The sequence below is a fragment of the Paraburkholderia sp. SIMBA_027 genome (assembly GCF_046535315.1).
GTDB classification, from domain to species: Bacteria; Pseudomonadota; Gammaproteobacteria; order Burkholderiales; family Burkholderiaceae; genus Paraburkholderia; species Paraburkholderia tropica.
Genome location: NZ_JAWRWY010000009.1, coordinates 212,596 through 226,638 on the forward strand (window position 1 = coordinate 212,596; position 14,043 = coordinate 226,638).

At 67.0% G+C, this 14,043-nt stretch carries 12 protein-coding genes and 1 pseudogene; 3 read left to right on the forward strand and 10 right to left on the reverse strand.

Annotation, left to right across the window (positions count from 1 at the left end):
* Positions 1-7: 7 nt before the first annotated feature.
* The 4 genes and pseudogenes from pcnB to SB764_RS18770 form a co-directional block, all read right to left on the reverse strand.
* A complete protein-coding gene (gene pcnB / locus SB764_RS18755; RefSeq protein ID WP_065057170.1) occupies positions 8-1,618 on the reverse strand; it encodes a polynucleotide adenylyltransferase PcnB in 1,611 nt (536 codons plus the stop codon).
* Positions 1,615-2,301 (reverse strand): HAD family hydrolase, encoded by a 687-nt coding sequence (locus SB764_RS18760; RefSeq protein WP_065057171.1) that lies wholly within the window; start codon positions 2,299-2,301, stop codon positions 1,615-1,617. Before SB764_RS18760 ends, pcnB begins: the two co-directional genes overlap by 4 nt.
* A 725-nt stretch (positions 2,302-3,026) precedes the next feature.
* A pseudogene (gene hda / locus SB764_RS18765) lies at positions 3,027-3,749 on the reverse strand (DnaA regulatory inactivator Hda); the annotation flags it as partial.
* A 16-nt stretch (positions 3,750-3,765) separates the two neighbouring features.
* Positions 3,766-4,845: an AI-2E family transporter gene (locus SB764_RS18770; RefSeq protein ID WP_065057172.1), complete on the reverse strand. Its 1,080-nt coding sequence runs from the start codon at positions 4,843-4,845 to the stop codon at positions 3,766-3,768.
* 236 nt (positions 4,846-5,081) lie between these two features.
* On the opposite strand from SB764_RS18770, the gene purM reads away from it, so the two are divergent.
* The gene (gene purM / locus SB764_RS18775; RefSeq protein WP_065057173.1) at positions 5,082-6,143 is read left to right on the forward strand and encodes a phosphoribosylformylglycinamidine cyclo-ligase; all 1,062 of its coding nucleotides are present in this window, start codon (positions 5,082-5,084) and stop codon (positions 6,141-6,143) included.
* Positions 6,144-6,259: 116 nt separating this feature from the next.
* Here purM and kynA read toward each other — a convergent pair whose 3' ends face one another.
* From kynA to kynB, 3 genes are read right to left on the reverse strand one after another with little or no spacing between them, the layout of a single operon-like run.
* Entirely contained in the window at positions 6,260-7,225 is a 966-nt protein-coding gene (gene kynA, locus SB764_RS18780) for a tryptophan 2,3-dioxygenase (protein ID WP_124262545.1), read from the reverse strand.
* A 10-nt stretch (positions 7,226-7,235) separates the two neighbouring features.
* The gene (kynU, locus tag SB764_RS18785) at positions 7,236-8,486 is read right to left on the reverse strand and encodes a kynureninase (RefSeq protein WP_065057175.1); all 1,251 of its coding nucleotides are present in this window, start codon (positions 8,484-8,486) and stop codon (positions 7,236-7,238) included.
* A 29-nt stretch (positions 8,487-8,515) separates the two neighbouring features.
* Complete coding sequence (kynB, locus tag SB764_RS18790) at positions 8,516-9,157, reverse strand: arylformamidase (RefSeq protein ID WP_410864301.1); 642 nt, start codon at positions 9,155-9,157, stop codon at positions 8,516-8,518.
* A gap of 131 nt (positions 9,158-9,288) precedes the next feature.
* On the opposite strand from kynB, the gene SB764_RS18795 reads away from it, so the two are divergent.
* Positions 9,289-9,798 (forward strand): Lrp/AsnC family transcriptional regulator, encoded by a 510-nt coding sequence (locus tag SB764_RS18795; protein WP_065057177.1) that lies wholly within the window; start codon positions 9,289-9,291, stop codon positions 9,796-9,798.
* Between the two features lie 81 nt (positions 9,799-9,879).
* Here SB764_RS18795 and SB764_RS18800 read toward each other — a convergent pair whose 3' ends face one another.
* Positions 9,880-10,392, reverse strand: a complete 513-nt coding sequence (locus SB764_RS18800; RefSeq protein ID WP_065057178.1) for a flavin reductase family protein — start codon at positions 10,390-10,392, stop codon at positions 9,880-9,882.
* 203 nt (positions 10,393-10,595) lie between these two features.
* Between SB764_RS18800 and msrA the strand changes: the two genes are divergently transcribed.
* The gene (gene msrA, locus SB764_RS18805) at positions 10,596-11,144 is read left to right on the forward strand and encodes a peptide-methionine (S)-S-oxide reductase MsrA (RefSeq protein ID WP_110325495.1); all 549 of its coding nucleotides are present in this window, start codon (positions 10,596-10,598) and stop codon (positions 11,142-11,144) included.
* A gap of 56 nt (positions 11,145-11,200) precedes the next feature.
* Here msrA and SB764_RS18810 read toward each other — a convergent pair whose 3' ends face one another.
* Positions 11,201-12,550 carry a DUF72 domain-containing protein gene (locus tag SB764_RS18810; RefSeq protein WP_410864303.1) on the reverse strand — a complete coding sequence of 450 codons (1,350 nt, stop codon included), beginning with the start codon at positions 12,548-12,550 and terminating at the stop codon, positions 11,201-11,203.
* A gap of 105 nt (positions 12,551-12,655) precedes the next feature.
* The gene (locus tag SB764_RS18815; RefSeq protein WP_065057180.1) at positions 12,656-13,870 is read right to left on the reverse strand and encodes an SAM-dependent methyltransferase; all 1,215 of its coding nucleotides are present in this window, start codon (positions 13,868-13,870) and stop codon (positions 12,656-12,658) included.
* Positions 13,871-14,043 lie beyond the last annotated feature (173 nt).

Below are 14,043 nucleotides of genomic sequence, written 5' to 3' on the forward strand. Positions count from 1 at the left end.
CATGGCGTCAGTCCTCGTGCGGGTTGCCGTCGTCGCCGAACGAGCCATCCGCGCCGGCGCTTTCGGCGCCCACCGCGGCTTCGCCCGTTTTGCGTTTCGCTCCGCCGCGACGGCGGCGCTTGCGCGGCGAACGCTCTTTCGTGCCGCCCTGCGTGAGCAGGGTTTCGCGCGCGGTCGGGTCGCCGCTGATGAAATCGGTCCACCATTGGCCGATTTCGGCGTCGAGCTCGCCCGATTCGCAGCGCAGCAGCAGGAAATCATAGCCCGCGCGGAAACGCGGATGCTCCAGCAGCTTGATGGCGCTGCGGCCGCGCTTTTCGAGGCGCAGTTGCAGGCCCCAGATTTCGCGCATGTCCGACGAGAAGCGGCGATGGATCGCCAGTTTCTCCGTTTGCGCGTCGATCACGTCGTCCATCGCGCGGTGCAGCGCCGGCACCGGGAATTCGCCCTCGGCCGTGTATTGCTGCAGACGCTGCTGCACGTCGTGCCAGAGCAGCGTGGCGAACAGGAAGCCCGGCGAAACCGGCTTGCCCGCACGCACGCGCGCGTCGGTGCTGGACAGCGCGAGCGAGATGAAGCGCTCGCCCTGCGGCTGTTCGAGGACCACGTCGAGCAGCGGCAGCAGGCCGTGATGCAGGCCTTCCTTGCGCAGCCACTTGAGGCATTCGAGCGCGTGACCCGAGAGCAGCAGCTTGAGCATCTCGTCGAACAGACGCGCCGCAGGCACGTTGTTGATGAGGTCGGCGAGATCCTGAATCGGACCGCGGGTGTTTTCTTCGATGTCGAAACCGAGCTTGGCCGCGAAACGCACCACGCGCAGCATGCGCACCGGATCTTCGCGATAACGCGTGGCCGGGTCGCCGATCATGCGCAGCAGGCGCGCGCGCATGTCGGCCATGCCGTTGTGGTAATCCAGCACGGTTTGCGTGGCCGGATCGTAGTACATCGCGTTGATCGTGAAGTCGCGGCGCGTGGCGTCCTCGTGCTGCTCGCCCCAGACGTTGTCGCGCAGCACGCGGCCGCTCGCGTCGACGTGGTGCGTCTTGCGGTCGAGTTCGTCGCGGCGCATGCGCTTGGCCGGCGGAGCCGATTCGGCGGGCGGCGGCGGTGCATCGACGAGCGCGCGGAAAGTCGAGACTTCGATGATTTCCTGGCCGAACTGCACGTGCACGATCTGGAAGCGGCGGCCGATGATGCGCGCGCGGCGGAACAGCTTCTGCACCTGGTCGGGCGTGGCGTCCGTGGCCACGTCGAAGTCCTTGGGCGCGACGCCGAGCAGCAGGTCGCGCACCGCGCCGCCGACGATGAACGCGCGAAAACCCGCTTGCTGCAGGCCTTCGGTCACGCGCACGGCGTTGCGGGAGATCAGCGACGGGTTGATGCCGTGCACGTCGGCCGAGAGGATCACGGGCGAGATCGGCTCGCTCGCGCCCATGGCGGCGCGCGGCTTGGTGAGCGTGGCGCGCGTGCCGGACTTTGCAGCGGGCTTGCGGCGCGTGCGGGGCGCGGCTTCGTCGTCGGATGCGGAGTGGGAGGCTGCGGCTTGCGCGCCTGCGTCGTCGTGCGCGGCGGCGCTGTCGTCCTGGCCGAACAGCTTGCGGATGAATTTCTTGATCACGATGCCTGGAACAAATCGAGGATGCGCCAGCCCTTTTGTTGCGCGTGGGCGCGCAGGGTGTCGTCGGGGTTGGTCGCGATCGGGTCGGTGACCTTTTCGAGCAGCGGAATGTCGTTGTGCGAGTCGCTATAGAAGTAGCTGTGCTCGAAGTCCGACCACGTTTTGCCGAGCGAGGCGAGCCACGCTTCGACGCGCACGATCTTGCCTTCACGGTAGCTCGGCGTGCCCGTCGGGCGGCCCGTGAAGCCCGAGGCCGGATGGCCGTCGACGGTTTCGACCTCGCAGCCGATCAGCTTGTCCACCGCGAACGCCTCGGCGATGGGCGCCGTGATGAACTCGTTGGTGGCCGTGACCACGCAGCACACATCGCCCGCTTCCTTGTGCTCGCGCACCAGTTCCAGCGCGGCCGGCAGGATGGCCGGACGGATGACTTCGTGCATGAACTGGTCGTGCCACGTCTTGAGCTGCGCGCGCGAATACTTCGCGAGCGGCGTGAGCATGGCGACGAGGTAAGCGTGGATGTCGAGCTTGCCGGCCTTGTAGTCGGCGTAGAAGCGGTCGTTCTGCTCGGCGAAGCTGGTGGCGTCCACGATGCCGAGCTTCACCATGAAGCGGCCCCATTCGTGGTCGCTGTCGGTGGGGATCAGCGTGTGATCGAGATCGAAAAGTGCGAGATTAGCCATGGGCGCTCATTTTACTTGAAGCGGGTGAAGCCGTTGCCCGCGCCCGCGTCGGGCGGCGAGCCGGGGCGCTCGGGGGCGTTCGGGGTCTGCTGGGATGCGCCGGGTTCGGACTGCGCGGTATTCGGGCCGGAGCGTGCCGGGTCGTGCTCGTCCGGCGAGACGGCGGGTTCGGTTTGGGCCGCGGCGGCAGCAGGATCGGCGGGCGCGGCGGGATGGGCCGGATTGGCCGGGGCGTTCGGATCGGCGGCGGGCGGATCGAGGTCGCCGTTCAGTTCGCCGCTCATTTCGTCGCTGACGTCGGCTTCCACTTCGCCCTTCAGTTCGGTGCCCAGCTCGCGGTGCACCACCGCGCGGAACGGCGCGCCCAGCTCGCCTTCGACGTTGTCGGTCGGCGGCTGGAACGGCGGCGCGCCCAGCGGCGTGCGCGGTTGCAGCGCGGGCGGCTTGGGTGCTTCGTAACCGGCTTCCTGCGCCGATTCGCCGGCTGGCTCGTTCGGGAACAGTTCGAGTTCGACGCCGCGCGGGGCGGCGAAGTCGGGGGCGGTGGGCGCGGCGGGTTCGTTCGGGGCTTGAGGCGCGTCGTGATCGACGGATTCTGTGGATTCTGTGGATTCGGCCGATGCGGTCGATTCAGCGGATTCAGCCGCGTCGTCGCCCGTCTCGCTGCCGAACAGCGCATCAGTCTCGCCGAAGCCTTCGTCGCCGCCTTCCAGCGCTGTTTCGTCGCCATTCGCCGCGTCCTCGCCGTCACCCTTCGCCAGCATCGTGCGCAGCAGCGGCAGCGTCACCGCGCGCTTCTGTTCGAGCGAGAAACGGTCGAGCTGGTTGAGCAGCTTCATCAGGCTCGGCATGTCGCGGCGGAAATGCGTGAGCAGATAGGCGGGCACGTCGTCGGCGAGATTGATGCCGCGTTCGCGCGCCGCGTGCTTGAGCACGGCCGCCTTGCCCGCGTCCGAGAGCGGCGCGAGGTGGAACACGAGGCCCCAGCCGAGGCGCGTGCGCAGATCCTCGCGCACCGCGAGGCCCATCGGCGCGGCGTTGCCGGTGGCGACCAGCGCCGTGCCCGGATGCGAGCGCACTTCGTTGAAGAGGTTGAACAGCGCGATCTGCTGCGCGCCCGAGAGCGAGTCGCAGTCGTCGACGGCGTAGATCGGCACGCGCGCGTCGAAGGTGAAGGCGGCGAGGCCGCTTTTCGGTCCGAGATAGCGCACGCGTCCGGGCGGCGTCTCGCAGGCGAGCGCGTGCAGCAGATGCGAGCGGCCGTTGCCCGGTTCGCCCCAGATGTAGAACGTGCGGTCGGCCTGCGGGTCGGCGGCGTGCGCGCCCGCGGCGAGCGCGGCGTCCAGACCGCGCAGGCGTGCGACCAGCTCCGCGTTGGCGCCGGTGTGGAAGTTGTCGAAGGTCGATGGCGGCGGGGTGCCGAGATCGAGCGTTAACTGTCGCTGCACGGTTGTCTGGCGGAAGTCAGTTCTTGTAGAGCGCGCTCGCGAGATAGCTGCGCCGCAGTTCGCGCAGCGCGATCGAGAGGATCGCGCTCGCGGGCAAGGCGAGCAGCACGCCGAAGAAGCCGAAAAGTTGCCCGAACGCGAGCAACGCGAAGATCACCGCGAGCGGATGCAGGCCGATGCGCTCGCCGACGAGGCGCGGCGTGAGGAAAAAGCCCTCAAGCACCTGGCCCACGCCGTAGATCAGCGCCACCGCGCCGAAGCCGTACCAGTTGCCGAACTGGAGCAGCGCGGCGATCAGCGCGAGCACGAGGCCGGTCGCGTAGCCGAGATACGGAATCAGCACCGCGAGGCCCGTGAACACGCCCACCGGCAGCGCGACTTCGAAGCCCGCGATCGACAGCGTGATCGCGTAGAACGCGGCCAGCACGGCCATCACCAGCAACTGGCCGCGCAGATATTGCGCGAGCATGCGGTCCATTTCGCCCGCCAGCTCCATCGTGCGCCCAAACCAGCGGCGCGGGATGAAGGTCTGCACGCGCACCAGCATCGCGTTCCAGTCGTAGAGCAGATAAAACAGCACGAGCGGCACGAGCACGGCGTTCGAGACGACTTCGATCGCCACGTTGCTGCTGGTGCGGATCGACGTCCACGCGTAGAGCGCGATGGTCTGCGCGCTGCCTTCGACGCGGCTCGTGATCAGGTCGCGCAGGCTCTGGAAGTCGAGCATCGAATCGCTGACGCCGAGAAACGCGAGCTTGGGCGTGAGCCAGTCGTGCAGATGCGTGATCATCGCCGGCACCTGCTGTTTCAGTTGCGGCCCTTCTTTCTGGATCACCGCGAGCAGCAGCACGACCAGCATCGTCACGAGCAGCGCGAACAGCAGCATCATGGCGAGCGCGGCGAGGCCGCGCGGCACGCGGCGGCGCACGAGCCACGCCACGCCCGGCTGCAGGATGTAGGCGAGCAGGCCGCCGAGCAGGAAGGGCGTGAGGACCGGGCGCAGCAGCCACAGCACGATGCCGAAGGCGAGCGCGAGCGCGGCCCAGATGAAGGCCTGGCGCTGATACGGCGTGAAAATCGGTGTGTTCGGCGACAAATCGTGGTTTCCGGTTCTGGAGCGCGGTTTGGCGGACGGGCGCGATCGTGCGGCATGCGCGCGCCCAGGCGTGCTCGATGCGTGTCCGGGCGCGGCTCAGCGGGGCTGACAGCACGCGGCCGGCGCATTCCTGGCGGCGTCTCGCCGCCCGTCTCCAAAATACTCGCCCCAGCCGCGGCGGCGGGGCACCTGCAATCGGTTAAAATCGCATTTTACCGACCTTCTGGCACTTCCCCATGAATCAACCGAAATCCGGCCCCGCTAATCAGGCGCAAGGCCTCTCCTACGCCGACGCCGGCGTCGACATGGTCGCGGGCGACGCGCTCGTCGACCGCATCAAGCCGTTTGCGAAGAAGACCCTGCGCGAAGGCGTGATGGGCGGCATCGGCGGATTCGGCGCGCTCTTCGAAGTGCCGAAGCGTTACAAGGAACCGGTGCTCGTTTCGGGCACCGACGGCGTGGGCACCAAGCTGCGCCTCGCGTTTCATCTGAACAAACACGATACGGTCGGCCAGGATCTCGTCGCGATGAGCGTGAACGACATTCTCGTGCAGGGCGCCGAGCCGCTGTTCTTCCTCGACTATTTCGCCTGCGGCAAGCTGGACGTCGACACGGCGGCCACGGTCGTGAAGGGCATCGCGCAGGGCTGCGAGCTGTCGGGTTGCGCGCTGATCGGCGGCGAAACGGCCGAAATGCCGGGCATGTACCCGGACGGCGAATACGACCTCGCGGGCTTCGCGGTCGGCGCCGTGGAAAAGAGCAAGATCATCGACGGCAGCACGATCGTCCCCGGCGACGTGGTGCTGGGCCTCGCGTCGAGCGGCATCCACTCGAACGGCTTCTCGCTCGTGCGCAAGATCATCGAGCGCGCGAATCCCGACCTGAACGCCGACTTCGACGGCCGCTCGCTGGGCGACGCGCTGATGGCGCCCACGCGCATCTACGTGAAGCCGTTGCTCAAGCTGATGGAAACCGTCGACGTGAAGGGCATGGCGCATATCACCGGCGGCGGTCTGGTCGAAAACATTCCGCGCGTGCTGCGCGAAGGCCTCACGGCTGAACTGGATCACGCGGCATGGCCGCTGCCGCCGCTGTTCTCGTGGCTGCAGAAGGAAGGCGGTGTCGCCGACGCGGAAATGCACCGCGTGTTCAACTGCGGCATCGGCATGGCCGTGATCGTGGCGGCGGATCAGGCCGATGCGGCCGCGTCGCTGCTGGCGGCGGCGGGCGAGCAGGTCTGGAAGATCGGCGTCGTGCGCGAAAGCAAGGAAGGCGAAGCGCAGACCGTGGTGGTCTGAGCGGGTCCAGCCGGCTAAGAAGGCAGTCTGAAACCATCGCGCCGGTTCGGCGAGGCTTCCCGAAAGAAGCCCGCCGAACCGGCGCGATGTCGTTTACGGCGCGCGAGCGTCGCGCGTCACAGCACCGTGCGCACGTGCCACAGCTCCGGAAACAGCACGACATCGAGCATCTTGCGCAGATACGGCGCGCCATTGGTGCCGCCCGTGCCCTGCTTGAAGCCGATGATGCGCTCGACCGTGGTCACGTGGCGGAAGCGCCACTGGCGGAACGCGTCTTCGAGATCGACGAGTTCCTCGGCCATTTCGTACAGATCCCAGTGCTTCGACGGATTGCGGTAGATCTCCAGCCACGCGGCCTCGACGCTGCTGTCGTGCTCCGTCGCCTGCGTCCAGTCGCGCGCGAGCCGCTCGGGCGCGATCGCGAACCCGCGCCGCGCGAGCAGGCGGATCACTTCGTCGTAGAACGAGGGCGCCTCGAGCGTCGCCTTCACCTGCGCGTGGATCTCGGGTCGATGCTCGTGCGGCTTGAGCATCTGCGCGTTCTTGTTGCCGAGCAGAAACTCGATCATGCGGTACTGATACGACTGGAAGCCCGACGAAGCGCCCAGATACGGCCGCATCGACGTGTACTCCGAAGGCGTCATGGTCGACAACACGTTCCACGCCTGCACCAGTTGTTCGAGAATGCGCGAGACGCGCGCGAGCTGCTTGAACGCGGGCGGCAACGCGTCGCGATGCACGTTCGCGAGCGCGGCGTGCAGTTCGTAGAGCGCGAGCTTCATCCACAACTCGCTCGTCTGATGCTGGACGATGAACAGCATCTCGTTGTGATCCGGCGAGAGCGGATGCTGCGCGTTGAGCACCTTGTCGAGGCCGAGGTAATCGCCGTAGCTCATCGACTTCGAGAAGTCGAGTTGCGCGTCGTGCCAGCCGTCGCCTTGTTCGGCGGCTGGTGCTGCCTCCGTGTGAGCCGGTGCCGCTGCCGTCGCCGCGCCATGCCCAAACGGACAACCGCCGCGCGGCGCGTCGTTCGACGCATTCGTTTCTTCGGGCACGCCGGGAATCTGCATGTGGTCGTTCATCGTGCGCTCCTCAGGTCACCGCGCCGCGCGCGGCGAATTCCGGCTTGCGCCATTGTTCCGTGGCGAGCACGTCGCGCAGCGTTTCGACGGCGTCCCAGACATCGGCGTAACCGATGTAGAGCGGCGTGAAGCCGAAGCGCAGCACGCGCGGCTCGCGATAGTCGCCGATCACGCCGCGCGCGATCAGCGCCTGCATCACTTCATAGCCGTGCGGATGCTCGAAGCTCACGTGCGAGCCGCGGCGCGCATGCTCGCGCGGCGTGACGAGCGTGAGGTCGAAACCGGCGCAGCGCGTCTCCACCAGCTCGATGAAGAGATCGGTGAGCGCGAGCGATTTTTCGCGGATCGCCGGCATGCCCGTTTGCAGGAACACGTCGAGGCCGCATTCGACCAGCGCCATCGAAACGATCGGCTGCGTGCCGCACAGATAGCGGCCGATGCCGTCGTCGGGACGATATTGCGGATTCATTTCGAACGGCGACTTGTGCCCCCACCAGCCCGACAGCGGTTGCGAGAAGGTATTCTGATTGCGCCTCGGCACCCACACGAAACCGGGCGAGCCGGGGCCGCCGTTCAGATACTTGTACGTGCAACCGACCGCGTAATCGGCGTTCACGCCATTCAGATCGACCGGCACCGCGCCCGCGGAATGCGCGAGATCCCAGAGCGCGAGCGCGCCTTGCGCGTGGATGTGCTCCGTGAGCGCGCGCATGTCGTGCATTTCGCCGGTGCGATAGTTCACGTGCGTGATCATGGCGACGGCGACGTCCTCGCGGATCGCCGCGGGCAATTCGCTCGGGTCGTCGACGAGACGCAGTTCGTAGCCGCGATCGAGCTGCTCGATCAGGCCTTGCGCGATGTACAGATCGCTCGGGAAATTCGAGCGTTCCGAGACAATCACGCGACGCTTCGGATCGCGCGCGTTCTGCACGCGCAGCGCGGCGGAGAGCGCCTTGAAGAGATTGATCGAGATGGTGTCGGTGACCACGACTTCGTCTTCGGCCGCGCCGATCAGCGGCGCGAGTTTGTTGCCGAGGCGGCGCGGCAGCGCGAACCAGCCCGCCGTATTCCAGCTGCGGATCAGGCCTTCGCCCCATTCGCCGCCGATCACGGCCTGGGCGCGCGCGGCGCTCGCTTTCGGCGGTACGCCGAGCGAGTTGCCGTCGAGATAAATGGTATCGGGCGCGAGCGCGAACTGGTCGCGCCGCGCGGCGAGCGGGTCGGCGCGGTCGAGCGCGAGGGCTGCGTGTCGGTCGTTCATGGTCGATGCAATTCCGGTGGGGAGGAGAGTCAGTTTGCCGATGCCGGCAGCGCGCGCAGCACGGCGCGCACGGGGCTGGCGTCGAGCGTCGCGAATTTGAGCGGCAGCGCGATGAGTTCGTAGTCGCCGGGCGCGACGGCGTCGAGCACCACGCCTTCGAGGATCGCCATGCGATGCGCGCGGATGCGGTGATGCGCGTCCATCGTCTTCGATTCCTGCGGGTCGAGCGACGGCGTGTCGATGCCGATCAGCCGCACGCCGTGCGCCGCGAGCAGATCGACGGTTTCGGGCGCGACCGCGCAGAACGCGCTGTCCCAGCTGTCCTGCGGCGCGCTCGCGTAAGTGCGCAGCAGCACGCGCGGCGGGATGCCGTCCAGCGCGGCCTGCACGTGTTCGGGCAGCACGACGGGCGTCGCGCCGATGCAATCGATCACCCGGCACGCGCCGATATACGTATCGAGCGGCACCTCGCCGATGGGCGCGCCGTCGGCGTCGTAATGGAGCGGGGCGTCGGTGTGCGCGCCGGTGTGCGGCGAAAGCGTGACGCGCGCCACGTTCACCGGCGAACCCGCTTCCATGCGCCAGACGCGCTCGACGGTCACGGGCGTATCGCCCGGCCAGACGGGCGTTGCAGGGTGGATGGGCGGGGAAATGTCCCAGAGGTCGTTCATCTTGCTGACAAGGTTGTCTCGTTATTTTTCGAATGATAGGCAACCCGCCGCGAAATGTGCTTGCGAAAAAAACGCCGCAAGCTACAGTTCTTGGCACATAATTTGTTACAAGACGGGAAAGGAGACCAAATATGAACGCTATCTCGCTCGACGCTACCGATTGCCGGATTCTCTCCGTGCTGCAGAACGAGGGCCGCATCAGTAACCTCGATCTGGCCGAACGCATTTCACTGTCGCCGTCCGCGTGTTTGCGGCGACTGCGCCTGCTCGAAGAGCAAGGCGTGGTCGAGCGCTATCGCGCCTGTCTGAACCGGGAGATTCTCGGTTTCGAGATGGAAGCCTTCGTGCAGGTGTCGATGCGCAACGACCAGGAAAGCTGGCACGAGCGCTTCGTGACGGCGCTGCGCGACTGGCCGGAGGTGGTGGGAGCGTACGTCGTGACCGGGGAAACGCATTACCTGCTGCGGGTGCTCGCGCACAACCTCAAGCATTACTCGGACTTCGTGCTCAACAAGCTCTACAAGGCGCCCGGTGTGATGGACATCCGCTCGAACATCGTGCTCACGACGCTCAAGGTGGAGGCGGGCGTGCCCGTCGATCTGATCGCGCAGCGCGCCGAGCAGAAGACGGCACCGGTCTGACGTTTTTGCACGCGCCGATGTAAAAAGGGCCGCTTCGAGCGGCCCTTGGCGTTGGCGCGGCGGATCGTGCCTGCGATCCGCCTAAAGCGATTGCAGCCGATGGAAACCGCCGCCGTGGAAGACCAGCGGCGAGTCGGCGTCGAGATCCTCGCGCACGCCGCAACGCTCCACTTCGCCGACGAAGATCACGTGGTCGCCTTCGTCGTAGCGGCTGCGGTTGTGGCATTCGAACCAGGCGATGGCGCCGTCGAGCACGGGCATGCCGGTGTCGCCGGCCGCGTGCGAAACGCCTTCGAAGCGGTCGCCCTTCACGGTGGCGAAGCGCTTGCACAGGTCGAGCTGCGACGCCGCGAGCACATTCACCACATAATGGCTGTTGCTGCGGAACACCGGCATCGAGGCCGAGCGCGTGGCGAGGCTCCAGAGCACGAGCGGCGGCGTGAGCGACACCGAGTTGAACGAACTCGCGGTGATGCCGATCAGCGAGCCGTCGGGCGCCTGGGTCGTGATGACCGTGACGCCGGTCGCGAACTGGCCGAGCGCGCGGCGGAAGGCGGCGGCGTCGAAATTGGGCGGGCTGGCGCGGCGGGTCATCGTTGCGCGCCTTCGGCGTAATGGGTGGCGATCAGCAAAGTCATGTGGAATTTCAGCGGATTGCCCCAATTTTAGCGAAAAGCGGCGCGCGACAGGCTGTACACCCACTCGCGCGCCGGGTTACCTGGGGCGGCGTGGCGCCATGCGCGGCGTGCGAAGCCGGCGCGGCGCAGCGCCGGCGCCCCATCACAGGAGAGTTCAGCATGAGTCAGACAGTCGAAACGGCCACCCTCGGCGGCGGATGTTTCTGGTGCCTCGAGGCGGTATTTCTGCGCGTGGACGGCGTGCTCGCGGTCGAATCGGGCTACGCGGGCGGCCACACCACGAACCCGTCCTACGAGCAGGTCTGCGACGGCGAAACCGGCCACGCCGAAGTCGTGAAGGTCGATTTCGATCCCGCGAAGATCGGCTATCGCGAGATTCTCGACATCTTCTTCGCGATTCACGATCCGACCCAGTTGAACCGCCAGGGCAACGACGTCGGCACGCAATACCGCTCGGCGATCTTCACGCATTCGGATGCGCAGCGCGATATCGCCGAACAGGCCATTCGCGAGCTGGCGGCCGAGGGCGTCTACGACGGCAAGATCGTCACGCAGGTGCTGCCGCTCGACGGCAACTATTTCCCGGCCGAGGCGTATCACCAGAACTACTTCGCGCAGCATCCGGATCAGGGCTACTGCGCGTTCGTGGTGGCGCCGAAGGTGGCGAAATTCCGCCAGAAGTTCGCGCATCGGCTCAAGGCTGACTGATCTTCCGACTGGATAGCCGATGAAAACGGCGGGCGCTTTGCGGCGTCCGCCGTTTTTTATTGCGCGGACGAATCGATGGAGGCGGTGGCTTCGGCACGCAGACGCTGCACTTCATCGGCGATGGCGCGCGCGAGCTTCTGGCAGGTCAGCGGCGCCGAGCCTTCGGCCTTGTTGTTGGTCGTGATCAGTACCGGCTGGCCCGCGATCACGTAGCGTGCCGCGAGTTCGGCGAGCGCGTCTCGCGTGTGCGGGTCTTCGTCGACGAGCTTGTCGAACGGCTCGTAGCGCGCCTTCGCCTGCTCGTACTTGAAGCCGCTGTGCAGGCTCCAGCGCACGATCAGCGGACCGGCGGGCGCTTCGCCGTCCATCAGCGCGAGCGCGGCGGCCTGGCGCAGCGGGTCGGGCATGCGCGCGTGCAGGCCCACGCAGTAGCGCACGCCCGCCGCGCGCAGCATGCGCACGAAGCGCGGCGTGAGCAGGATGGCGTCGCGGATCTCGACGGCGTAGCAGGTCGCATCGCCCGGCGCGGCGTCGGCGGCCGGTGCCGGAAGCGGCGGCAGCGCGGCCAGAAACGCGGCGAGGCGCTCGACGAAGGTCGTCGGATCGGCGAGCAACTGGTCGGTCAGCGGCGGAAACTGGAACACCAGCGCGCCCGCTTTCGCGCCGAGTCCCGCGAGGCACGGCTCGACGAATTCGCGCGCCGCCAGTTCGGGGTTCAGGAAGCAGGGATTGGCCGAAACCGGCTCGCCGCGATCGCCGCGCACGCTGGCGTCGGTGATGAGCGCGGGCGCCTTGATGATGAAGCGGAAGTGGTCCGGCACCTGCTGCGCGTAGCGCAGGTAGTCGGTGACCGTGAGCGGCGCGTAGAACGAGCGGTCGATGCTCACCGAGCGCAGCAGCGGATGCGCGCCGTAAGCGGCAAGACCGTCGCGGGCGAGCTTCGAATTGCTGTAGTCGTCGCCGTAGACGAGGCCGCGCCAGCCCGGAAACGACCACGACGACGTGCCCAGACGCACGCCCGGGGGCAGTTCGGCGCCGAGATCGAGCACGTCCTGCGCGAGTTCGGCGGGCAGCACGCCGCGCGCGCGGCGCTTCGGGGCGGGCGGGGTATCGCCGGATTCGGACGTCGGAGCGGGTTTGGGGCGTTTCGGTTTTGGCGCGGGGTCGCTGTCGGCGCTTTCGTTGGCGACGACGGTGGTTTTCGCGCGCTTCGGCAGTTCGGGCGGCACGAAGCCGAACAGATCGGTTTGCGGCGGTTCGGCCCTGGGCGTTGTGTCCACCGCGCGCGCGGCGCGGCGTTCGCGCGGTCGGCGTGTGGTCGATCCGGCGCTCGATCCACCCTCAGGCGCGAGGCCGGAACCGTCGTTCTCCAGGGCGCCGAAAAGGCCGTCGTCGCGTTCGTTCATGTTCGTCTGGTCAGTGGCGAAAGGCCGGTGGCAAAAAAGCGCCGTTCGCCTGGCGCGGACGGGCGGCGAATCCGTATTGCGCGCCGCCCGCGCCGTCGCCCCGTGTTACAGCGGCTTCTCGTACATGTAGCGGCGCGACCAGGGCAGCGTCGTCGCGCTGCGTCCGGCCTTGCGGCAGACGATCTGATAGATCGACACGTCGTCGTGCTCGAACGCGTACGCGCAGCCGGCCAGATAGACGCGCCAGATGCGGAACTTCTCGTCGTCGACGAGTTGCTTCGCTTCCTGCGCGCGCGCCTCGAAATTGTCCGCCCAGAGGTCGAGCGTGTGCGCATAGTGACGGCGCAGGCTCTCCACGTCAACCGCCTCCAGTCCGCCGCGCTGCGCCGCTTCGAGCGCGAGGCCGATATGCGGCAGTTCGCCGTCCGGGAACACGTAACGGTCGATGAACTCGCCGCCGCCCAGCGCTGTCTCGCCGCTTTCCGCGTCGCTCGACGTGATGCCGTGATTCATGGCGACGCCGTCGTCGGCGAGCAGTTCGCGCACCTTCGTGAAGTAGCCCGGCAGATTTTTGCGCCCGACGTGCTCGAACATGCCCACGCTCGTGATGCGATCGAACTGGCCCGTGACGTCGCGGTAATCCTGCAGACGGATCTCGATGCGGTCCTGCAGGCCCGCGTCCTTGACGCGCTGCGTCGCGAGATCGAACTGGTTCTGCGAAAGCGTCACGCCCACGCAGCGCGCGCCGAACTTCTGCGCGGCGCGCAGCACGAGCGCGCCCCAGCCGCAGCCGATGTCGAGCAGCGTCTGGCCCGGCTGCAACTGGATCTTGGTGAGGATGTGATCGATCTTCTTCAGTTGCGCGGTGGCGAGGTCTTCGTCGCCGTTCTCGAAGTAGGCGCAGGAATAGACCATGTTCTCGTCGAGCCACAGCTTGTAGAAGTCGTTCGAGACATCGTAGTGATACTGGATCGCGCGCTTGTCGGTGGTCTTCGAGTGCGTGAAATAGCGGCGCACGCGCGCGAGCTTGCTGGCGCTCGTGACCGTGTTGCGGGCGAGCGAATAGCTGATGTTGATGATGTCGGCGAGCTTGCCTTCGATGTCGATCTTGCCCTTCACGTAGGCCTCGCCGAGATTGTCGAGGCTCGGTTCGAGCAGCAGCGGCAGCGCCGCCGCGCTATTGACCTTCAGCGTGACCTGCGGCGCGGCGAAATTCCCGAAGTCGTATTGCTGACCGCTCCAGAGCACGAGCCGTGCGGGCAGGTTGGCCTTGTTGCGCACTTCGTCGACCCATTGCGCGAGTTTTTTCTCCCAGAACATGCGTTTTCTCCCTGTCCGATGAACGAGTGAAGCCCAAAGACACAAGCGAATTGCGATGCCAGCGATGAAGCCAAAACGGGGCGGCGCGGCGGTGTCGGTCGCCGCGCCGGGGTACGGCGGGTGTGGCTGATACGGCGCCGCGTGGGCGGCGCGTTTGAAGCGATGTGCCTGAT